Source organism: Thiovibrio sp. Mzg5, assembly GCF_055379285.1.
The window spans coordinates 1,957,280-1,978,199 of record NZ_AP022872.1 but is presented as its reverse complement, the minus strand read 5'-3'; the positions used below and the strand labels follow the sequence as shown (position 1 = coordinate 1,978,199).

Annotated in this window: 18 protein-coding genes and 5 tRNA genes; 21 read left to right on the top strand and 2 right to left on the bottom strand. The window is 54.6% G+C overall.

What is annotated here, in order from left to right:
- Positions 1-12 precede the first annotated feature (12 nt).
- The 5 genes from ACZ46D_RS09100 to ACZ46D_RS09080 all read left to right on the top strand — a co-directional run bounded on the left by ACZ46D_RS09100 (position 13) and on the right by ACZ46D_RS09080 (position 6,839).
- Entirely contained in the window at positions 13-831 is an 819-nt protein-coding gene (locus tag ACZ46D_RS09100; protein WP_464927120.1) for a cell division protein FtsQ/DivIB, read from the top strand.
- 99 nt (positions 832-930) lie between these two features.
- A complete protein-coding gene (ftsA, locus tag ACZ46D_RS09095; protein ID WP_464927119.1) occupies positions 931-2,163 on the top strand; it encodes a cell division protein FtsA in 1,233 nt (410 codons plus the stop codon).
- 67 nt (positions 2,164-2,230) lie between these two features.
- Entirely contained in the window at positions 2,231-3,400 is a 1,170-nt protein-coding gene (gene ftsZ, locus ACZ46D_RS09090) for a cell division protein FtsZ (protein WP_464927118.1), read from the top strand.
- Between the two features lie 270 nt (positions 3,401-3,670).
- Positions 3,671-5,398 carry a radical SAM protein gene (locus ACZ46D_RS09085; protein WP_464927117.1) on the top strand — a complete coding sequence of 576 codons (1,728 nt, stop codon included), beginning with the start codon at positions 3,671-3,673 and terminating at the stop codon, positions 5,396-5,398.
- Positions 5,391-6,839 carry a two-component system sensor histidine kinase NtrB gene (locus tag ACZ46D_RS09080; protein WP_464927116.1) on the top strand — a complete coding sequence of 483 codons (1,449 nt, stop codon included), beginning with the start codon at positions 5,391-5,393 and terminating at the stop codon, positions 6,837-6,839. Before ACZ46D_RS09085 ends, ACZ46D_RS09080 begins: the two co-directional genes overlap by 8 nt.
- Here ACZ46D_RS09080 and ACZ46D_RS09075 read toward each other — a convergent pair whose 3' ends face one another.
- A complete protein-coding gene (locus ACZ46D_RS09075; protein ID WP_464927115.1) occupies positions 6,840-7,808 on the bottom strand; it encodes a YkgJ family cysteine cluster protein in 969 nt (322 codons plus the stop codon).
- 126 nt (positions 7,809-7,934) lie between these two features.
- Positions 7,935-8,267, bottom strand: coding sequence for a hypothetical protein (locus ACZ46D_RS09070; protein WP_464927114.1), 333 nt, complete (start codon positions 8,265-8,267; stop codon positions 7,935-7,937).
- A 170-nt stretch (positions 8,268-8,437) separates the two neighbouring features.
- Between ACZ46D_RS09070 and aprB the strand changes: the two genes are divergently transcribed.
- The 16 genes from aprB to rplA all read left to right on the top strand — a co-directional run bounded on the left by aprB (position 8,438) and on the right by rplA (position 20,662).
- Complete coding sequence (gene aprB, locus ACZ46D_RS09065) at positions 8,438-8,866, top strand: adenylyl-sulfate reductase subunit beta (protein WP_464927113.1); 429 nt, start codon at positions 8,438-8,440, stop codon at positions 8,864-8,866.
- Positions 8,867-8,917: 51 nt separating this feature from the next.
- A complete protein-coding gene (gene aprA / locus ACZ46D_RS09060) occupies positions 8,918-10,933 on the top strand; it encodes an adenylyl-sulfate reductase subunit alpha (protein WP_464927112.1) in 2,016 nt (671 codons plus the stop codon).
- 196 nt (positions 10,934-11,129) lie between these two features.
- A complete protein-coding gene (locus tag ACZ46D_RS09055) occupies positions 11,130-12,392 on the top strand; it encodes a CoB--CoM heterodisulfide reductase iron-sulfur subunit A family protein (RefSeq protein WP_464927111.1) in 1,263 nt (420 codons plus the stop codon).
- Positions 12,393-12,397: 5 nt separating this feature from the next.
- The gene (locus ACZ46D_RS09050) at positions 12,398-14,656 is read left to right on the top strand and encodes a hydrogenase iron-sulfur subunit (protein ID WP_464927110.1); all 2,259 of its coding nucleotides are present in this window, start codon (positions 12,398-12,400) and stop codon (positions 14,654-14,656) included.
- Between the two features lie 141 nt (positions 14,657-14,797).
- Entirely contained in the window at positions 14,798-16,012 is a 1,215-nt protein-coding gene (gene qmoC, locus ACZ46D_RS09045; protein WP_464927109.1) for a quinone-interacting membrane-bound oxidoreductase complex subunit QmoC, read from the top strand.
- A 142-nt stretch (positions 16,013-16,154) separates the two neighbouring features.
- Positions 16,155-16,230 (top strand) — tRNA-Thr (locus ACZ46D_RS09040).
- Positions 16,231-16,302: 72 nt separating this feature from the next.
- A tRNA-Tyr gene (locus ACZ46D_RS09035) sits at positions 16,303-16,387 on the top strand.
- A gap of 84 nt (positions 16,388-16,471) precedes the next feature.
- Positions 16,472-16,547 (top strand) — tRNA-Gly (locus tag ACZ46D_RS09030).
- Positions 16,548-16,618: 71 nt separating this feature from the next.
- Positions 16,619-16,694: transfer RNA gene (locus ACZ46D_RS09025), tRNA-Thr, on the top strand.
- Positions 16,695-16,775: 81 nt separating this feature from the next.
- The gene (gene tuf, locus ACZ46D_RS09020) at positions 16,776-17,966 is read left to right on the top strand and encodes an elongation factor Tu (protein ID WP_464927097.1); all 1,191 of its coding nucleotides are present in this window, start codon (positions 16,776-16,778) and stop codon (positions 17,964-17,966) included.
- Positions 17,967-18,004: 38 nt separating this feature from the next.
- Complete coding sequence (gene rpmG, locus ACZ46D_RS09015; RefSeq protein WP_307632905.1) at positions 18,005-18,154, top strand: 50S ribosomal protein L33; 150 nt, start codon at positions 18,005-18,007, stop codon at positions 18,152-18,154.
- 5 nt (positions 18,155-18,159) lie between these two features.
- Positions 18,160-18,235 (top strand) — tRNA-Trp (locus tag ACZ46D_RS09010).
- Between the two features lie 148 nt (positions 18,236-18,383).
- Positions 18,384-18,644 (top strand): preprotein translocase subunit SecE, encoded by a 261-nt coding sequence (gene secE / locus ACZ46D_RS09005; protein WP_464927108.1) that lies wholly within the window; start codon positions 18,384-18,386, stop codon positions 18,642-18,644.
- Positions 18,645-18,677: 33 nt separating this feature from the next.
- A complete protein-coding gene (gene nusG, locus ACZ46D_RS09000; protein ID WP_464927107.1) occupies positions 18,678-19,208 on the top strand; it encodes a transcription termination/antitermination protein NusG in 531 nt (176 codons plus the stop codon).
- A 228-nt stretch (positions 19,209-19,436) separates the two neighbouring features.
- Complete coding sequence (gene rplK / locus ACZ46D_RS08995; protein ID WP_464927106.1) at positions 19,437-19,862, top strand: 50S ribosomal protein L11; 426 nt, start codon at positions 19,437-19,439, stop codon at positions 19,860-19,862.
- Between the two features lie 89 nt (positions 19,863-19,951).
- Positions 19,952-20,662 (top strand): 50S ribosomal protein L1, encoded by a 711-nt coding sequence (rplA, locus tag ACZ46D_RS08990; RefSeq protein WP_464927105.1) that lies wholly within the window; start codon positions 19,952-19,954, stop codon positions 20,660-20,662.
- The last annotated feature ends 258 nt before the right edge of the window (positions 20,663-20,920 follow it).

Sequence of the window (20,920 nt, the reverse complement as noted above, 5' to 3'; positions counted from 1 at the left end):
GGTAGAGACGGTTTGCGAAAGGGAAAGTCCATACAGCAGAGATACGGGAGCGGCAAGAAAAGCCGGACCCTGGATCTCAAGAAAAAACTGGCCATTCTTGGGGTTGGTTTTCTCTTGTTGGTTGCAGGCTTTGCCGTAGTCGGCTTCATCGTTTATAAGGCCATGAGCCGCTCGGATTTTTTCCAGATAACCGCCACCAACATCCAGGGCTGCCGTCGGACTACTAAGAACCTTATTCTGGAGATGAGCGGGGTGGATGTACACAGTAATCTGCTCGCCCTTGATCCTGCCAAGGTGAAGTCCGGAATCGAGGCCCATGAATGGATCGAGTCGGCGGAGATTACCCGGGACTGGCCCAACCGGTTGACCATCGTGGTCAAAGAGCGTTTACCGGTGGCCATTGTCAGCCTGGAGAACGGCCTGTTCTATCTTGACCAGAACGGCGTTGCCTTTGCCCAGGTGTTACCGCCCGAGGATATGGATTACCCCATTATCACCGGGCTGAAAAGGGATGAGTGGCCGCGGACCCTCAAGGATTCGCAACTGGGCGAGGCCCTGCAGTTCATTAAATACGCGGGTCAGGGAAGTTCCATCCTGCCCAAGCAGAATATCTCGGAACTCCATGTGGACGGGGAGGAAAATATTACCCTCTATTTGGTGGACCGGCCTTTTCCCATCCATCTGGGCGCAGGCAATGTCGGCACCAAATATTTCTGGCTGACCAAGGTGCTGTACAAGTTGTACAAGAGTAAGGAATTCGAAAAAGCCGCCTATGTCAGAATGGATTACGGGCGGAACCAGGTGCTGGTGGGTTTCGACGAGGCGGTGTAGGCGACCGTTTCTCCCGACCGGCCCAGGTTCGTAGCAAAGAAGCAAAAGAAATGTGATAACCGTTGATGGCGCATCGCGAGATCGACCAAAGGTGAACAAATGGCACATGAAGAACGTGGCGATCTGATTGTCGGACTGGATATCGGCACCACCAAGATCTGCGTGGTGGTGGGTGAGGTGCATGACACCAGGGTTGACATCATCGGCATCGGCAGGCACCCGTCGGTGGGGCTGCGCCGTGGGGTGGTGGTCAATATCGAAAGCACTGTCCACTCCATCCGACAGGCGGTGGAAGAGGCGGAACGCATGGCCGGTTGCGAGATCGGCTCGGTGTATGTGGGCATTGCCGGGAGTCATATCAAGAGCTTCAACAGTCACGGCCTGATCGCCATCAAGCATAACGAGATCAGGCAGGATGATATCGACCGGGTGGTGGATGCGGCTCGGGCCGTACCTATCCCGCCGGACCAGGAAGTGATCCATGTGCTGCCCCAGGAGTTCATGGTGGACGGCCAGGCTGATATCCAGGATCCCATCGGCATGACCGGGGTCCGCCTTGAGGCCGACGTGCATATCGTGACCGGTTCGGCCACCGCGGTGCATAACATCGTGAAATGCTGCAACCGCGCCGGACTTCAGGTGACGGATGTGGTGCTTGAACCCCTGGCCTCGGCGGGTGCGGTTCTGACCCGGGAAGAGATGGAGCTGGGCGTCGGCCTGCTGGACATCGGCGGCGGTACTGCCGACCTGGCGATTTTTGCCGATGGGACCATCAAGCACACCTTTGTCCTTGGTCTGGGCGGGCAGAACCTTACCAACGACCTGTCCATCGGACTGCGCACCCCGCAGAAGGAGGCGGAAAGGCTGAAGGAGGAGTACGGCAGTGCCTTGGCCTCGCTGATCGACAAGGATCAGGTCATCGAGGTTCCCAGTGTAGGGGGGAGAAAGAACCGGAAGCTTTCCCGGCGGGTCATGGGAGAGATCCTTGAGCCCCGGGTTGAGGAGATGCTCACCCTCATCAACCAGGAGTTGCTGGATTCCAAGTACAAGGAAATGGTCAATGCCGGCATGGTCTTGACCGGCGGCTCCTGCCTTCTGGACAATATGGAAGAGCTGGCGGAACAGATCTTTGACCTGCCGGTCCGCATCGGCCGCCCGGAAAATATCGGCGGGGTGGTGGATGTGGTGGGCACGCCGCAGTGGGCAACGGGCGTCGGGCTGGTTGTCTATGGCATGAAGAATGGGCCGGGGGAGAGATTCAAACGGCCCAAGGGAGGAGTGGTAGGGAGAGTCACCGGTCGGATGAAAGACTGGTTTAAGGGGATAGTATAAACACGCTTATCAAGCGCCAGGCGATGTTGGGGAGTAGGTCAATGACCTTGAACAGGGAGAGCAGGATATGACTTTTAAATTCGCGGAAGCAGAGTCTCGGGCAAAGATCAAGGTTTTTGGCGTTGGCGGCGGCGGTGGTAATGCGGTCAACACCATGGTGGACAGCAACATCCTTGGTGTGGAGTTCATTGCCGGCAACACCGATATCCAGGACCTGGAGAAATCCAAGGCCGATGTCCGGTTGCAGCTGGGCAAGAACATCGCCAAGGGCCTTGGGGCCGGGGCCAACCCGGAAAGGGGCCGCGAGGCGGCGGAGGAGTCCATCGACGAAATCAGAAAACAGTTGAAGGACTGTGACATGGTTTTTGTCACCGCCGGCTTGGGAGGCGGAACCGGGACCGGGGCCGCGCCGGTTATCGCCCGGATTGCCAAGGAATTGGGGGCCTTGACCGTGGGCGTCGTGACCAAACCCTTTGCCTTCGAGGGCAGGGCTCGGATGAAAAACGCCGAGCTTGGCTGGAAGAATCTCAAAGAGCATGTGGACACCATCATCACCATTCCCAATGACCGCCTGATCTCCATGAGCCAGAAGGGAACCCGTTTCATCGACGGGATGAAGATGGCCGACGATGTCTTGGTGCAGGCGGTAAAAGGCATCACCGATCTGATCAACCTCCCCGGCTACATCAATCCTGACTTTGCCGATGTGCGGGCGATCATGAACGAGATGGGCCAGGCGCTCATGGGTTCAGGTTATGGCGTTGGCGAAAACCGGGCCGTGGAAGCGGTGAACATGGCGATCAACAGCCCGCTCTTACAGGATATCAGCATCGATGGCGCCAAGGGCGTATTGGTCAATATCTCGGCCAGCCGGGAGACCTTGACCATGCCGGAAGTGACCGAGGCAACCACCAAAATCTATCAGGAAGTGCATGAAGACGCCAATATCATCCTGGGCGTTATCTTTGACGAGAACCTGGGAGACGAGTTGCAGGTAACGGTCATTGCCACGGGTATCCGCGATACCGTGGAGGAGGTCGAAGAGCTGTCCGACCGGGTGCAGCTCATGCCGAAAAAAAGGGAGCCGGCTGCGCAGCCGCTGCCGTTTAGAAAAGGCGAGCAGGGCATGGCCGCAGGCCGGGCGGTGGCCAACGGCATGCATCGGTCCTATGCCAACAATATCTTAAACGAGCAGGACTACGATCGGCCGACCTTCCTGCGCAGGAATGAGAGCTGAGCTGTAACTGTCCAGCAGCACCACATCTGCTTCGGAGTCTCGCCGGCTCGTGTGCAATAGCACACTTCGCAGGCCTCTTCCGCGCATCTGTGGCACGGCTGAACAGTTACCGGTGGAGGCTTGCGCCCTGCCTCTGCCTGGGGTAAACATACAAGGTGTTTCGCCTTCGCCTTTTTGAAAAATCAATACAAAGCGGTGCGCAGTGGCTGCCCGCTTTCAACCACTGCCGGGGTGTTTTGCCTCTCTCCGGCAGGTTCGAGATGGACCTCCATGCGCCAGCGCCAACCTGCATCCGGTGATTTTCTTGCCAGCGAAAAAGGGACGCAGCGCAAAAAATGGAAGGGGCTGCTGCCGGTTGCCCTCATCTTTCCTAATCGTTACGGCCTCGGTAACTCCAACCTGGGTTTCCAGCTCGTCTATGCCCTGGTAAACAGCCTGCCCGGCTTCGTCTGTGAGCGGTTTTTTTACCAGGACAACCAGCTCCCGGTTTCCCTGGAATCGGGGCGCCCCCTCCGCGATTTCCCGATTCTGCTCTGCTCCCTGAGCTTTGAACAGGACTTCCTCAACCTGTTGGCCCTTTTTTCCGCCGGGGGCATTGAACCCCTGGCGGAAAAGCGTTCCGCAAACACCAGCAGGTTCCGGCCCGGACAACCGCTGATTGTTGGCGGCGGGGTGGCCTCCTTCATCAATCCCGAGCCCCTAGCCCCCTTTGTGGACCTTTTTGTCGTCGGCGAGGCAGAGCCGATCCTGCCGCAACTCATGGCCCATCTTGCCGACCGTTTGAATGTCGAAGAGCCGGAAGCGCTGCTTCGGGGGATCGTTCGGGAATTCAGCGGCTGCTATGTTCCGCGCTTCTATACCATGCATTACGGGGAAGATGGGATACTGACCCGCATCGAGGCAGAGCCGGAAGCACCGGCCCGGGTGCGCCGCGTGGTGCTGGACCAATCCCCGGTGGCTGGACACTCGCAGCTGCTGAGTCCTGAAGCGGAGTTCGCCAACCTGTTCCTCACCGAGCTTGGCCGCGGCTGCAGCCGCGGGTGCAGATTCTGCGCCGCCGGGTTTGTCTACCGTCCTCCGCGCCTCTGGTCCGCGGAAAGCATCCTTGCCGGCCTGGCCGAGCGGCCTGAGGAGATAAAGCGGGTCGGCCTCCTGGGGATGGAGATGGCGCGGGGTGAGGATCTCACCCGGATTGCCGAATATTTGCTGGGCGAGGGGTGTGCTCTCTCCTTTTCTTCTTTACGGGCCGATGCCATCAGTAAGGAGCTCTGTCATCTGTTGGCGCAAAGCAATTTGAAAAGCGCGGCCATCGCCCCGGACGGCGGTTCGGAAAGGCTGCGGCGGGTAATCAATAAAGGCATCAGCGAGCAGGATGTGCTGTGTGCGGCAGAGGCGCTGGCCCGGGCGGGAATCAATCACCTCAAGCTCTATTTCATGATCGGTCTGCCCACGGAAACCGAGGAGGATCTGGCGGAACTTTTGCTTTTGACGGACAAGGTGCGCAAGACCCTACTGGCGGTAGGGCGGGAAACAGGGCGCATGGGCAACATCACCCTGAGCGTCAACAGCTTTGTGCCCAAGGCCTGGACCCCTTTCCAGTTCCATGGCTTTGCCCCCTTGGCAACGCTGAAAAACAGCATAAAATTTCTGCGCAAGGGCGTGGCCGGCATGGCCAACACCCGCCTGATTGTCGATCAGCCGGGGAACGCCTTCTATCAGGCGGTGCTGGCCCGCGGAGACCGCAAGGTCGGCTTGGCCCTGTATGCCATGCTGCAAGGGGGGCAAAACTGGCGGCAAACCATGCAGGGCTGCGGCATAAACCCGGAAGACTATGCCATACGCCAGCGCGGCCAGGAGGAGCTGTTTCCCTGGGAGATCATCGATCACGGCATCGACCGGCGGTATTTGTGGGCGGAGTATCAGAAGGCCTTGGAAGAAAAATCAACGATTGCCTGTGACCCTTTGCAATGCAGGCGATGCGGGGTATGTCATGGTTAAAGGAAAAAAAATGGAGGACGATGCGGCCAGTCTCGCCCGCCTGAAGCCGTTTCGACTGGTCAAGTTTTTTTCCTACAGCGGTCTGGCGGTGTTTCTTCTTTTTACCCTGGTCCTTTCCTGGATCATTTCGAACCACGCCAAAAAGGTTCTGCTGGAACGCAGCGAGGCCTATGCCTTTGTGGTCGCCGAGAACCTCAGCCATCAGGTGTTCCAGCAATTTGTCCTGCCCACCGTGGTGCGTTATGGGAAGATCGCCCTGCGCAACCCCGAACAGTTCGCCCGGCTTGATACCGTGGTGCGCAACGCCACGCATGGGATGCGGATTCAGGCGGTGACCATCTTCGACTCCAAGCAAAACATCATCTCCTACAGCACGGTGGCCACCCGCATCGGGCGCACCGGCGAGGGCGGCATTGAATACCGCAAGGCTCTGGCTGGGGAGAACAACTCCGTGGTCCGCTCAACCGGCTCCCTGCTGAACCTCCTGCCTGGGGCGCGGCCCATTTCCTCCCAGCTGAGCACCTTCATCCCCTTTCGGCAGTATCAGGCCAATAACCAGAAGGGGGACGTCATCATGGGGGTTATCGAGGTGGTGCAGGATCTCTCCGAGGATGTGGTGGCCATCACCAAGTTGCAGGGCTCCATCATCCTCACCTCCATGCTGATCATGTCCGCCCTTTTTGTGGTGCTCGGGTTCATCGTGGCGCGGGCGGACCGGATCATTGACGCCCGGGCCGAGGAGCGCCGACGCCTTGAGCAGCAACTCAACCAAAGCCAGAGGTTGGCCATTCTCGGCGAGATGGTGGCCTCGGTTTCCCATGAAATAAAAAACCCGCTGGGCATTGTCCGCAGCACCGCGGACATTCTGGGGAAACGCCTCAAGAGCGTGGCGCCTGGCAATGAACATCTGGCTGAAATTATCGTGGAGGAAACAGGCAGGCTGGATGGAATCGTGCGGGAGTTTCTGGATTTTGCCCGTCCCCAGGAGCTTAAGATGGCGCCGACCTCGGTGAATGAGATCTTCAGCAAGATCCTCACCTTCATGGAGCCGGAACTGGAGCGGAAGAAAATTGTCCTGCAAACCTCGCTGGCCCAGGATATGCCGCGAATTGCCCTTGATCAGGGTCTCATCCACAGAGCCTGTCTCAATATTCTGATGAACGGGGTGCAGGCCATGCCGGAAGGGGGAACGCTGACAGTGGAGACCAGATATGAGAAAGCTACAGGCAGGGCGCTGCTCGTTATCAGCGATACCGGGGAGGGGATGTCTCTGGAAAAACAGGGGCAGATCTTTACGCCGTTTTATACCGATAAAAATCGGGGAACCGGGCTTGGGCTGGCCATCGTCAAAAACATTGTGGACAGCCACCAGGGGACCATCTCCGTGGCGAGTAAAGAAGGGGAGGGCGCCACCTTTACGATTGCCCTCCCCGTGGGGTGATCAGCTTTTCTTGTCCGTCTCTTTCTGCACTTCGATTTTTTTCTTGAGCAGATCATGGTCCCGGCGAAGCGCTTCATAGGCTTCCATGGCCTGTTTTTCCACCTCGCCCTGATTGTTTTTGTTCTGCTCCACCCGCGCCTGCACTTTTTCCGCCTTTATCATCAGGTCCTTGGTCCCGAAGATGGAAGAGGCAAGATATTTGCAGGAAAATTTCATCAGGGCGATATCGTCGGTTTTGATCTTTGCCAGGGTTTCCGCATCGACTTCATAGGTCTCCAGAAAGGAGCTGTTGAAGACAAAATCCCGGAATTTGTCGAGATCGGTGCTGGCCAGGAAAAACATCTTCTGGGCCGGCTCGCTCAAGGTGGCCTGCAGGCCGAAAGACTTGCGGCGCATGACGATCTCCATCCATTCCCGGTTCATCTCGTCTGACTCGTCAATCCCCTGCTCAATCCGCCACTGGCGAATGGTTTGCTCCTTCGGTTCTTCGTGCCCCTTGCAGTAGGGCTCTTTCACCAGGAAGTAGAATTCCTCCGCCGCAGTTCCCTCGTTGCCGGCGGCGTGGAAATAAGACATCCCCACCGGATAATAGCGGCAGGTTGTCGGCCGGTAAGGATAAATGGTGCAGCCTTCTTCCGTGACAAAGGGGCAGCGGCCGTTTTCATCGAGATGGATCTTTACGCCGGGGAGATCCGTTTTTTCCAGGTAGACCGGGGTGGTAAAGCGCAGGAGGAATTCTTCGGCCGTGAGGTTTAAAGGCCGTCTGATGCGCAGGATATCATAAGGGGTCAAGATGATATTGATATTGCCGCAGCAGTTGGTAAAGCAGGAAACCCCGGGATGGCAGCTGAATTTCAGGTTGCTGTCAGCCGTAAGTTTGGCGGGCATGATATTGCTTGGGTTGTTGTCGGAGCCGAACAAGGACTTGGCAAAGGAAGGGGCTTGTGGCGTCTGTTGTGACTTGCTCATGGTAGACCTTCAAGGAATGTGTTATTGGGGCAGAAGAAGTGACCGCATTGTTGCTGTCAGGATGTGGGAAAGCATGGACCCTGATGCTGGAGTAGGAACGCTTCCAGCTCTCTCCTTTCTGTGTTTTTAGCCGGCTATATCGACAATGCGTGACAAGGCATAGGGCGATTTTGGCAACACAGTAACCACGGGAACGGTTTGTGTCAAATTCATTTCTCCGCGCCTCAAAAGAGGCGCGGCAAGCAGGGAAAATGATTTTCTCCAAGGCGCAATATTAGGGGAGTCTTCGGGTTTTGCGGGGAGGATGTGCGCAATGTTTTTTTCTTGACTTTTATCAGGTGAGAAATTATACAGACCAATGTTCAGAAAAATGAGTGGCTCTTCAGTTTTGTGCAAAAAAGAAGAAAAAATACGCTGAATTGACCGTTTGGGTGTACGGCGGGGAAAAAGAAGCGGCAAGTTGGGTTTCTTCTACGGTTTTGGTAGTCAGATGGTCAACGGGGTTAAGGTCTGCTTCTGAGGCGGTTGCTTCGAGTGGTTCCGGCCTGGACGGCTGTCCTTAATAAGGTAAACGCGAATTTCGTAAGATCGGAGTTCGGAAAATTCAATCCAAGTGAGGAGGTTAGTGAATGCCAAGTTACGTAGATCCTTCTAAATGTGACGGCTGCAAGGGTGGTGACAAAACCGCCTGCATGTACATCTGCCCCAATGACCTGATGGTCTTGAACAAAGAGGAGATGAAGGCTTACAATCAGGAGCCCGATGCATGCTGGGAATGTTACTCTTGCGTAAAGATCTGTCCGCAGGGTGCCATTGCCGTTCGTGGCTACAACGACTTCGTACCCATGGGTGGCCAGGTTCATCCGATGCGGAGTTCCGATTCCATCATGTGGACCGTTAAGTTCCGTAACGGCAACATGAAGCGTTTCAAGTTCCCCATCCGTACCACGGCTGAGGGTGCTGCCAATGCTTATCCCGCACTGAAATGCACAAACCTGGACGACGAGTTGCTCTCCACCGAGAAGCAGCTGCCTGTACCGACCATGGTTGCCAAGTAAGTTTTTTGGTTAATTAACTGATTTCAATACAATTGCTTAAGGAGATTTACTATGGCGTTACCTAATAAGCCGCTGGGTGAGTTACCCGCCGTTGCCAATCCTGAGGTTGTCGAGCACGATGTAGACGTTCTGATCATCGGTGGTGGTATGGCCGCATGCGGTACTGCTTTCGAGATCAAGAAATGGGCTCCTGCCGACATGAAGATCAAGCTGGTGGACAAGGCATCCATGGAGCGTTCCGGCGCTGTTGCCCAGGGCCTTTCCGCTATCAACACCTACATCGGCGACAACAAGATCGAGAACTACGTAAAAATGGTTCGTAACGATCTCATGGGCGTTGTTCGTGAAGACCTGATCTACGATCTGGGCCGTCACGTTGACGATTCCGTACATCTTTTCGAAGAGTGGGGCCTGCCCGTTTGGAAGCTCGATGCCGACGGCAACAACCTCGACGGCGCACAGCCTGCTCCGAAGTTGACCGAAGGCGGCAAGCCGGTTCGTACCGGCAAGTGGCAGATCATGATCAACGGTGAGTCCTACAAGTGCATCGTTGCTGAGCCCGCCAAGACCGCACTCGGCGATGAGAACATCATGGAGCGCGTGTTCATCGTTAAGCTGATCCTTGACAAGAACAAGGCCAACCAGATCGCTGGCGCTGTTGGTTTCAGCACCCGTGAGAACAAGGTTCACGTTTTCCGTTGCAAGACCGCTCTCTGTGCATGCGGCGGCGCAGTAAACATCTTCCGTCCCCGGTCCACCGGTGAGGGTAAGGGCCGCGCTTGGTATCCTGTATGGAATGCTGGTTCCACCTACACCATGTGTGCACAGGTTGGCGCCACCCTGACCATGATGGAAAACCGCTTCACGCCTGCTCGTTTCAAAGACGGGTACGGACCGGTTGGTGCATGGTTCCTCCTCTTCAAGGCCAAAGTACAGAACGGCCTGGGCGAGTTCTACGCTAACAGCGATTCAGTGAAAGGCGAGCTCGAGAAGTTCATGCCCTACGGCGCTTCTCCGGTAACCCCGACCTGTCTGCGTAACCACCTGATGCTCAACGAGCTGAAGGCTGGTCGTGGCCCGATCTACATGGCTACCGACGTTGCCCTGAACGCATTCTTGGATGCGAAAAAGGCTGCTGGCCTGGACGAGAAGGACGTCAAGAAATACTGGAAGCACCTCGAGTCTGAGGCTTGGGAAGACTTCCTCGACATGTCCGTTGGTCAGGCTGGTCTCTGGGCCGGTGCGAACATCGAGCCCGAGAAGGTTGGATCCGAGATCATGCCGACCGAACCATACATGCTCGGTTCTCACTCCGGCTGCTGTGGTATCTGGACCTCTGGTCCGGACGAGGCTTGGGTCCCGACTGTTGACGGTCCCCGTAGCCATCAGTACAAGTGGGGCTACAACCGCATGACCACCGTTGACGGTCTGTTCACCGCAGGTGACGGCGTTGGCGCTTCCGGTCATAAGTTCTCTTCTGGCTCCCATGCCGAGGGTCGTATTGTTGCCAAGATGATGGTTAAGTTCTGCCGCGACAACGCTTCCTTCAAGCCTGAGCTGCCGAAGTCTGCCCAGGAATATGCTGACGAAGTATACGCACCGGTTAAGCGTTACCTCCAGCATGTTGGCGCTTCCACCGCTTCTGACGTTAACCCCAATTACTGCAAGCCTGCCGGTATCATGATGCGCCTGATGAAGGCCACTGATGAGTACGGCGGCGGTGTTGCTACTTACTACATGACCTCAGGCAAGCTCCTGAACATCTGCTTGGATCTTCTCAAGATGCTGCGTGAAGATGCTGAGTTGATGGCTGCTGGCGATCTGCATGAGTTGATGCGCGCTTGGGAGAACTACCATCGTATTTGGTGTGTTGAGACCCACATCCGTCACATCGAGTTCCGGAAAGAGAGCCGCTACCCGGGCTTCTACTACCGGTCAGACTACCCGACCGTTGACGATGCCAACTGGAAGGCCTTTGTTAACTCCACTTTCGATCCTGCAACCCAGGAGTGGAAGTGTGAAAAGGTTAAATGTATCAACATCATTGAAACCGAGCCGTGGATCTAAGCTTCACCACGCAACTGGTATGATGTAAATTAGAAATCTCCAGGCACCCCAAAGGTGCCTGGAGATTTTTCTATGAGGTGGGCTCTTAAGTTTTTTTGGCTGAGCTGGCTAGGCAAAAGCAGGGTAATCCTGGTCGGTTGAGCCAAAAAAACTCGTTTTTGCAGATAAATACTACTTTACTCAAATGGAGGAAGGCATGACAGACGAACGCAGCGCACCCGCAGGTGCTGTACTTGTCGTTGGCGGTGGCATAAGCGGGCTTACAGCCGCCTTGGAAGCCGCTGAAGTCGGAAAAGATGTTTTTCTGGTCGAGAAAAATTCGTATCTGGGCGGTCGGGTTGCGCAGCTGAATCAGTACTTCCCGAAGCTCTGTCCGCCGACTTGCGGACTGGAAATCAATTTTCAGCGCGTTAAAAGCAACCGTCGGGTTCGGGTCTACACCATGACCGAGGTCAAGAGTGTAACCGGCGGGCCGGGCAACTATCAGGTTACCCTGACGACCAAGCCCCGCTTCATCAATAATAATTGTACCGCCTGCGGCGCCTGTGCCGATGCCTGTCCGGATGAGCGGGACAATGATTTTAATTTTGGCATGAATAAAAGCAAGGCGGTGTACAAGCCCCACGACATGGCTTTCCCCATGAAGTATGTGCTTGATAAAAACGCCTGCAGTGCAGCCGGTTTGCAGGCCATCAAAGATGCCTGCAAATATGATGCGGTTGATCTGGATATGGCAGCCAAGGAATTCACCGTTGACGTGAGCGCCATTGTCTGGGCAACGGGTTGGAATCCCTACGACCCGACCAAGATGACCAATCTCAAGTACGACTCCAGCAACGCCATCATCACCAACATGATGATGGAGCGTCTCGCTGCACCCAACGGTCCCACCGGTGGCAAGATTCTCCGCCCCGGCGACAACAAGGAGCCCGCAAGTTTTGCCTTTGTCCAGTGCGCCGGTTCCCGTGATGAGAATCATCTGGAGTACTGTTCCTATATCTGCTGCATGGCTTCCATGAAGCACATCAACTACATCCGCGAACAGTATCCCACGGCCAAGATCACCGTTTTCTACATCGATCTTCGGACCCCTGGCAAATACGAGAAGTTCCGCGAGAAGTTGATGGCCGATGCAAACATCACCTGGGTGAAGGGCAAGGTTGCTGATATTGTTGCCGAAGCCGATGGCAGTGTGACCCTGATTGCGGAAAATGCCGTGACCGGAGACAAGATCAAGGAAACGGTCGACCTGGCCATCCTGGCCACCGGCATGGAGCCTGCGGCCAAGGCCCAGGCTGCGGCGCTTGGACTTTCCGTTGACAGCAATGGATTTATTCTGGCCGATGCGAATGGCGGGATGGTTTCCGCCGGCTGCGCCAAAAAGGCAGCCGACGTCGTAACCTGTGCCCAGAGTGCAACGGCAGCAGCCATGAAAGCTATTCAAGCGTCCAGGAGGTAGGGTGAATGGAAAAAAAATACGGTGCATATATCTGCACAGGTTGTGGTATAGGAGATGCCCTCGATATTGCGGCGCTGACCAAGGCGGCTGACAAGAACGGCATGCAGACCAAGACCCACGAGGCGCTCTGTAGCGCGGCCGGACGGGAATTGATCCAGAACGACATCAACAATGACGGGGTGAATACCCTGGTTGTCTGTGCCTGTTCCCCTCGGGTCATGAAGGATGAGTTCAATTTCGGGGACGACAAGTACGTTACCCGCGCCAACCTGCGCGAAGGCGTTGCTTGGTGCGTAGAGGCAGTCACAGAAAAACACACCGCCGAGAAGGTGAAGGAATTCGCCACGGAAAAGGGCGAGGACTATGTGCGCATGGCCTGCGTTCAGGCAAAGAAAGGTGAATTGCCCGATCCCTACAAGCTTGAAACCATCAACAGGAAGATTCTCGTCATGGGTGGTGGTATTGCCGGCATGACCGCAGCCATGGATGCTGCCAAGGCCGGCTACGCGGTAACGATCATCGAAGTCCAGGATAAGTTGGGCGGCAAGGCCCTTGGCTGGCGGAAGCAGTTCCCCACCGCCGCGCCTTGGACCGACTTGGAAGAGCCCACGGTGCAGGCCATGGTTGCTGCTGTCCAGGCCGAGGCAGGGATCACCCTGAAGACTTCCACGGAAGTTGCCCGTATTGCCGGTGCCCCGGGTGCTTACAAGGTAACCCTCAAGGCCGCTGGCACCAAAAGCGAGTGGGATGCGCCGAAAAAAGTCGGTGTTGACGAGCAGGATAAAATCACCAAAGGGGAAATGGAAGATCCGAACCTGGGTCTACAGCCCTATATGGCAGAGGATACTGCGGCCGAAGATTTCGGCGCGGTTGTTCTGGCCACGGGCTGGAATCCGGCGGACGTTTCTGAATACGCCCATCTTGGTTATGGCAAGCTGAAAGGCGTGGTCACCAACGCCGAGTTTGAAAAGCTTGCCAAGAACGGCAAGGTTCCGGCCAATGTTGCCTTTGTTCAGAGCCCAGGCGGCGCTGAGCATGATCAGGACTTCCCTTACTGTAACTCGGTTACCAGCATGGTTGCCCTGAAGCAGGCCCGTTATGTCCGTGAGGATAATGCCTCCGGTAAGGCCTATGTCCTCTATCAGCACATGCGGACACCCGGCAACATGGAGATGTTCTACAAGGGTGCCCAGAATGACGACGGCATCTTTATGACCAAGGCCACCGTCACCCAGGTTGAAGAATCTGGCAGCGGCTTGGCTGTCCACCTGAAAGACACCCTGCTCAACGAGGATGTCACCCTGCAGGTGGATATGGTTGTTCTCGCCGCAGGCATGGTGCCGACCACCTCCGATAAGCCGACCATCAATCTTGCCTATCGGCAGGGTCCGGCCTTCCTTGATCTGGAGCTGTTCGACGGGTATGCTGATTCTCATTTCATCTGCTTTCCGTACGAAACCCGTCGGACCGGTGTTTACGCCTGTGGCGGTGTGCGCAAGGCCATGAACATGGAAGAAACCATCGATGACGCATGCGGCGCAGCGCTCAAGGCGATTCAGTCCATCGAATCGGCGGATCGTGGCGTGGCAGTGCATCCCCGTTCCAACGACGGCACCTATCCGGAATTCTTCTTCCAGCGCTGCACCCAGTGTAAGCGTTGTACGGAAGAATGTCCGTTTGGCGCCCTTGACGATGATGAGAAGGGAACACCCAAGCCCAACCCCACCCGGTGTCGCCGTTGTGGTACCTGTATGGGTGCATGCCCCGAACGGATCATCGGTTTCAAGAACTACAACATCGACCAAGTCGGTTCCATGGTCAAGAGCATTGAAGTGCCGGATGATGATGAGGACAAGTTGCGCATCATCGTTTTTGCCTGTGAAAACGACGCCTACCCGGCCCTGGATATGGCCGCCATGCGCAAGCTTCCGCAGAATGCCCTCATTCGGGTCATTTCCGTCCGTTGTCTTGGCTCGGTGAACATGGCTTGGATCAAGGATGCTCTTTCCGCTGGTATGGACGGCGCGCTCCTTCTGGGTTGTAAGTTCGGGGATGATTACCAGTGCCATTTCGTCAAGGGCAGTGAGCTGGCGGATAAACGTATGGCCAACATTGGCGAAACCCTGGGCAGCCTCGGTCTTGAGCCGGAGCGTTGCGCAGTGCGCCAGATTGCCATCAACGAGTACAACAAGGTTGATGAAGTTATCAACGAGTTCGTTGAGGCGATCATCGCTCTTGGCCCGAACCCCTTCAAGGGTTTTTAAGGTCTGCCTGGTCCGGAAAATATCGTTCAGCAGGCGTTTTTGCCTGCTGAACGATTTATATTGAGAAGGGATGCGTCTTGGCGCATGAGTCTTGGGTCAGTGTGAGCTGACATTTTGAGGGAGAATTACTGGAGGCGTGTCATGGCTGAAGGAATGAGGGTTGAACCTGATTTAGAGTTTATAAAGTATGTGAAAAATGCCGGCGGAGACACCTTGAAGAAGTGCTATCAATGTGCCACCTGTTCGGTTGTCTGCCCGTTGTCCACTGACAAAAAACCATTCCCCAGAAAGGAAATGATCTGGGCGCAGTGGGGGTTGAAGGACAAGCTGGTTGCCGATCCTGATATTATGCTTTGCCATCAGTGCGGCGATTGTACCGCCTACTGTCCGCGGGGCGCCAAGCCCGGCGATGTCCTTGGCGCGATCCGGGCCTATGCTTACACCCATTATGGGTTTCCTTCCGGCCTTGCCAAACTGGTAAGCAAGGGCAGCAACCTGCCGCTTATCATTGCCCTGCCGGCTTTGGTGATCCTCGCGGTGTGGTGGTTGTCCGGCGGTATGTCTCTGCCTGCGGCCGACGCCATTGATTTTGGTATGTTTTTTGACTCCCACAAGGATCATCCGACCCTTATCGGTGGCCTGACCCTGAACGTTTTGCTCATCGATGCCATTTTTGTTCCAGCCCTCGGCTTTGCAATTTTTGCAGCCTACAAGGGGGTTTCGAGCATGTGGAAGGCTATGGCGGCACAGCTTGAGGTGAAGTCGGAGTTCCGCCCATCGGTAATGCAGTTTGTTACCCAGTTCCTGGTGCCTTCGGTCAAGGAAATCCTTAGCCATAAGCGTTTCAGGGAGTGCGGCGCGAATCTGAACAGAGTAAACGGCCATCTGCCTCTGGTCCTTTCCTTTATCGGTCTGTTTGTGGTTACCACTTACGGCATGATTCGCAAGGATATCCTGGGCATGTTCATTGAAGGAATGCATGGTCCGATTCCATTGGCGGATCCCTTCAAGTTGCTGGCCAATATCAGCGCCATTGCCTTGATTGTCGGAGTCGGCATCCTCTGGATGAACCGCGCCCACACGGAAGAGGAAAACAATACCACCCCGACGTTTTATGATTGGTTCTTGATTGTCGAGATCATGACAGTGGGCATAACCGGACTTTCTGCGGAACTGACCCGGTTGATCGGCATCCCCGTGCTGGCGTATCTTTTCTATTACATGCACCTGGTCTCCGTGTTGATGCTGTTTATCTACATGCCATATTCAAAATTCGCTCACATGGTATACCGGACTTTTGCCATGGCCTTTGAGAGATACCGCGAAAGCGGATTTGCCAAAAAGATAGAAGAGTAAGCGAACCCCCTATTGTATCAATCAGGCACTCTGCTTCGTGGTGGAGTGCCTGATTGTATTTTGCCTTTTGTGAATGTCTGCGCCGGTCAAAAAATAAGTTGATATTTCGGAATGAAGCGATTAGTATTGCCCGTCTTATCAAGCTGGCGTAGCTCAATTGGTAGAGCAGCTGATTTGTAATCAGCAGGTTGCGGGTTCGAGTCCCATCGCCAGCTCCACCAATGCGAAGCTGGCGATGGCTTGATATAAGGAATGATTGGCTGCCGTAGGGCGGCCTTGTAGTTTTTCGTGGAGGGGTTCCCGAGTGGCTAAAGGGAACAGACTGTAAATCTGTCGGCAATGCCTTCGGAGGTTCGAATCCTCCCCCCTCCACCATTATGATTATGGTGGGAACGCGGCACAAGTAAAATGGTTGCCGTTATATTCCTGCTTTGTTTATCTGGTTAGCGATACGTATAAGCGGGGATAGCTCAATTGGTAGAGCATCAGCCTTCCAAGCTGAGGGTTGCGGGTTCGAGACCCGTTTCCCGCTCCAGTGATGGCACAACGGTGGCTCAGCGATAGGGTGAGCAAACTGGCTTCTTTTTTTGTTTGGACTGTTTGGCTGCCCACGTGGCTCAGTAGGTAGAGCACTTCCTTGGTAAGGAAGAGGTCACCGGTTCGAATCCGGTCGTGGGCTCCATTTGTTTGGCGATTTCAAACATTATTAGGTTGGGAAGTTAAGCGCAACCCTTGAGAAATCAGGGCGGAGGAGGATAAAGACATGGCAAAAGAGAAATTTGAGCGCAAGAAACCGCATGTAAATATTGGGACGATCGGCCACATCGACCATGGCAAGACCACCCTGACCGCGGCCATTACCCGGGTATTGGCCACCAAGGGCTTTGCCAAAGCGACAGCCTTTGACCAGATCGACAAGGCTCCGGAAGAAAAAGAGCGCGGTATCACCATTGCGACCGCCCATGTGGAATACGAGTCCAACAAGCGTCATTACGCCCATGTGGACTGCCCGGGCCATGCAGATTACATCAAGAATATGATCACCGGTGCGGCGCAGATGGACGGCGCTATCCTGGTGGTTGCCGCCACGGACGGCCCCATGCCGCAGACCCGTGAGCACATCCTGCTTGCCCGTCAGGTAGGTGTTCCCTCCATGGTCGTCTTCATGAACAAGTGCGATATGGTTGACGATCCCGAGCTCATCGAGCTGGTGGACATGGAGCTGCGTGAGCTTCTGACCAAATATAATTTCCCCGGCGACGACACCCCGATTATCCAGGGCAGCGCTTTGAAGGCTTTGGAGAATCCGGAAGACGAGGCTGCGGCCAAGTGCATCTGGGACCTGATGGATGCCTGTGATAGCTTTATTCCTGAGCCGGCCCGCGACATCGACAAGCCGTTTTTGATGCCGGTGGAAGATGTCTTCTCCATCTCCGGCCGTGGCACGGTAGCCACCGGTCGTATCGAGCGCGGTAAAGTAAAGGTTGGGGAAGAGATCGAGGTTGTCGGCATCCGGGCAACGGCCAAGACCACGGTCACCGGGGTGGAGATGTTCCGCAAGCTTCTCGATGAGGGCATGGCCGGCGATAACGTGGGCGTGCTCCTCCGCGGTCTGAAGCGTGAGGATATCGAGCGCGGTCAGGTTCTGGCCAAACCGGGTTCCATCACCCCGCATACCAAATTCGTTGCCGAAGCCTACATCCTGTCCAAGGATGAGGGCGGACGTCACACCCCGTTTTTCAACGGGTATCGCCCGCAGTTTTACTTCCGGACCACGGACGTGACCGGAGTAGTGCAGCTGCAAGAGGGCGTTGAGATGGTAATGCCCGGTGACAACGTGACCATCGAAGGACAGTTGATCACCCCGATCGCGATGGAAGAAGGACTTCGTTTCGCGATTCGCGAAGGCGGCCGTACCGTGGGCGCCGGCGTTATCAATAAAATTATCGAATAATCGCCTGTGCGGTTTTGACTGCGAAAAAAGGAAGCTAGATGCGAGACATTATTACTTTGGGTTGTCAGACCTGCAAGAGACGGAATTACACCACGACCAAGAATAAACGGTCTACTCCGAGCAAGCTGGAGTTTAAGAAATTCTGCCCTTTTTGCAGATCACATACCCTGCACAAGGAAACGAAATAGTTTTTAGGCCAGTAGCTCTAATGGTAGAGCATCGGACTCCAAATCCGAGGGCTGGGGGTTCGAGTCCCTCCTGGCCTGCCAGAGACGAGAGATTGTGATTGCTTCGCCCTTTTTCTGATGTGAGAGGGCGAAGTAGTTATTTGGATAATCGGTACCTGGTATCTGGACCGACTTCCTTTTCCCCTTCATGTGTAAGAAAGATCAGCCTGTGCAGGAAGAGACGATCATTATGGCAAGCAAGGAAGACCGATTGGCCAAAAGCAAAAAAGCAGAGGGCACAGATTCTGAACAGGGATCTGTATTTCGGCCGAGTCGGATTAAAGAATTTGCCACCGAAGTGAAAAATGAATTCGGCAAGATCGTTTGGCCGGCCAAAAAACAGACTGTTGGCACTACGGCGGTAGTTGTAGTACTGGTGATGATCATCTCCTTTTATTTGGGAGCTGTTGATCTACTGCTGGGAAAAATAATCGGTTATGTTTTGCGGTAGGAAACCAGCGTAAGCCGGGAGAGAGACAGCATTATGGCACGTCACTGGTATATTGTTCATACATACTCAGGCTTTGAAGAGCAGGTGAAGACCGGCATGCTTGAGCGCGTTAAAAATGCGGGCCAGGAAGAGATGTTTGGGGAGATCCTTGTTCCCACTGAGCAAGTTGTTGAAATGGTGAAGGGCGCCCGGAAAACATCATCCCGCAAATTTTTCCCAGGATATATTCTGGTGAATGTCGATCTCAACGATGAGACTTGGCATACAGTTCGTGATACTCCGAAGGTCACTGGTTTTGTCGGCAACGACATGAATCCGGTGCCTCTATCCGACGAAGAGGCCATGAAGATTATCGGCCGGATCAAGGATGGGGCTCTCAAGCCGAAGCCAAAGGTTTCTTTCGAGTATGGCGATGTTGTCCGGGTTATCGATGGGCCGTTCAATAATTTCCAAGGGGTGGTGGACGAGGTTTTTCCGGAGAAAGGCCGGGTTCGGGTGATGGTTTCCATCTTCGGCAGGGAAACCCCGGTTGAGCTTGAATATATCCAGGTAAGTAGAGGGTAATCGCGTTTTTGCAATTGTAACAAGAATTGCGTAGCATATAGAGGTAGTTTGTTCCGCTAAGCCGTTATGTGAGAATAATCGTAAAATTGTAAGATCGTGATCGGCATAAGTGGCCGTAACGAATTGAGTTACAATGTAATGGTTGTTTCGTAACGGCCACTAAATTTATGATGTCGTGCTCTCTGGCTCCTTGTAGCAGAGAAAAGCCGACATGTGGGAGTTCCAGCGATGGCTAAGAAGATTGAAGGATACATAAAGTTACAGATCCCAGCCGGCAAAGCGAATCCGTCGCCTCCAGTTGGCCCGGCCCTTGGCCAGCGCGGTGTTAACATCATGGAGTTTTGCAAGGCGTTCAATGCAAAAACCCAGGCGGAAGGCGATACGATTATTCCGGTGGTAATTACCGTGTATGCCGACCGTTCATTTACTTTTGTTACCAAGACCCCGCCGGCCTCAACGCTGCTTTTCAAGGCGTGCAGCCTGGGCAAGGGTTCGAGCAACCCCAAGAAGGATCGGGTGGCCAAGATTACCCGCGATAAGATTAAAGAGATTGCCGAGAGAAAACTTCCCGATCTGAACGCCTACGATATCGATGCTGCAATGCGGATTATTGAAGGAACTGCGCGGAGCTGCGGGATTACAATCGTCGATTGATCGTAAGTTTGACTGTTTTTCAATAGATGTATTAGTGGGTTAACCGTAGCACTTCTGATGTGTGAAGGCTTGAATGTTTGGAGAGCGCCATGGCAAAGAAAGGCAAGCAATATAAAAACAGTGTAGCACAGCTTGATCCGATGAAGGCTTATAACCTGGAGGAAGCTGTTACTCTTGCGTTGCAGGGCAAGTTCGCAAAATTTGATGAGTCGGTGGACCTGGCTCTCAACCTTGGCGTTGATCCTCGCCATGCAGAGCAGATGGTGCGGAGCAGCGTTGTCCTCCCTAACGGTACCGGGAAAACAGAGCGCGTTCTTGTTTTTGCCAAGGGCGAGAAAGTGCAGGAAGCTCTTGACGCTGGCGCGGATTATGCCGGTGGCGATGAGCTCCTTGAGAAAATCCAAGGCGGTTGGTTGGAATTTGACAAAACAGTTGCCACCCCCGATATGATGGGCACCGTCGGCAAGATCGGTAAGGTTCTCGGCCCCCGTAATTTGATGCCTAACGCGAAACTGGGCACGGTTACTTTTGATGTCGGCCGGGTAGTTAAGGAAATCAAATCCGGTAAGGTTGATTTCAAGGTTGATAAGGCAGGGGTTCTCCATTGCATGATCGGCAAGTCCTCCTTTGGCACCGAAAAATTGCAGGAAAATATTCTCGCCTTTGTTGACAAGGTTGTTCAGCTCAAGCCCTCTTCCAGTAAGGGTGTTTATTTGAAGGCCGTATATTTGTCCACCACCATGGGGCCGGGGCTAAAACTCGATCCCATGGAATTGCGAACCCTTTGTAAGCATGCCTAATAACCGTTGATCCCGCTGGTTGCAACCAGTGTTTATATATTTTGTATCAAGCAGTTAAGTCGTCAAAGACCGTGGGTACCAAGAGGTTTAATCAGCGCGCTAGTCTATAGTAAGACGCAACGCGTTGGCCTGCCGAGGCGAAATGTCATTGCTTTTCGCAGTGTCGTCACATGGGTTGTTTGTTTTAGGAGAAACAACTCATTCGTCTGTTCCCGGTCGACCTCGACTGCTTCTCGCTAACCCTAATATGTTGTTAGT

What these genes read in the sequence shown, in the direction of transcription:
- ftsA (WP_464927119.1), top strand. Translation starts at nt 931, where the DNA reads ATGGCACATGAAGAACGTGGCGATCTGATTGTCGGACTGGATATCGGC.
- ftsZ (WP_464927118.1), top strand. Translation starts at nt 2,231, where the DNA reads ATGACTTTTAAATTCGCGGAAGCAGAGTCTCGGGCAAAGATCAAGGTT.
- ACZ46D_RS09085 (WP_464927117.1), top strand. Translation starts at nt 3,671, where the DNA reads ATGCGCCAGCGCCAACCTGCATCCGGTGATTTTCTTGCCAGCGAAAAA.
- ACZ46D_RS09080 (WP_464927116.1), top strand. Translation starts at nt 5,391, where the DNA reads ATGGTTAAAGGAAAAAAAATGGAGGACGATGCGGCCAGTCTCGCCCGC.
- ACZ46D_RS09075 (WP_464927115.1), bottom strand. Translation starts at nt 7,808, where the DNA reads ATGAGCAAGTCACAACAGACGCCACAAGCCCCTTCCTTTGCCAAGTCC.
- aprB (WP_464927113.1), top strand. Translation starts at nt 8,438, where the DNA reads ATGCCAAGTTACGTAGATCCTTCTAAATGTGACGGCTGCAAGGGTGGT.
- aprA (WP_464927112.1), top strand. Translation starts at nt 8,918, where the DNA reads ATGGCGTTACCTAATAAGCCGCTGGGTGAGTTACCCGCCGTTGCCAAT.
- ACZ46D_RS09055 (WP_464927111.1), top strand. Translation starts at nt 11,130, where the DNA reads ATGACAGACGAACGCAGCGCACCCGCAGGTGCTGTACTTGTCGTTGGC.
- ACZ46D_RS09050 (WP_464927110.1), top strand. Translation starts at nt 12,398, where the DNA reads ATGGAAAAAAAATACGGTGCATATATCTGCACAGGTTGTGGTATAGGA.
- qmoC (WP_464927109.1), top strand. Translation starts at nt 14,798, where the DNA reads ATGGCTGAAGGAATGAGGGTTGAACCTGATTTAGAGTTTATAAAGTAT.
- tuf (WP_464927097.1), top strand. Translation starts at nt 16,776, where the DNA reads ATGGCAAAAGAGAAATTTGAGCGCAAGAAACCGCATGTAAATATTGGG.
- rpmG (WP_307632905.1), top strand. Translation starts at nt 18,005, where the DNA reads ATGCGAGACATTATTACTTTGGGTTGTCAGACCTGCAAGAGACGGAAT.
- secE (WP_464927108.1), top strand. Translation starts at nt 18,384, where the DNA reads ATGGCAAGCAAGGAAGACCGATTGGCCAAAAGCAAAAAAGCAGAGGGC.
- nusG (WP_464927107.1), top strand. Translation starts at nt 18,678, where the DNA reads ATGGCACGTCACTGGTATATTGTTCATACATACTCAGGCTTTGAAGAG.
- rplK (WP_464927106.1), top strand. Translation starts at nt 19,437, where the DNA reads ATGGCTAAGAAGATTGAAGGATACATAAAGTTACAGATCCCAGCCGGC.
- rplA (WP_464927105.1), top strand. Translation starts at nt 19,952, where the DNA reads ATGGCAAAGAAAGGCAAGCAATATAAAAACAGTGTAGCACAGCTTGAT.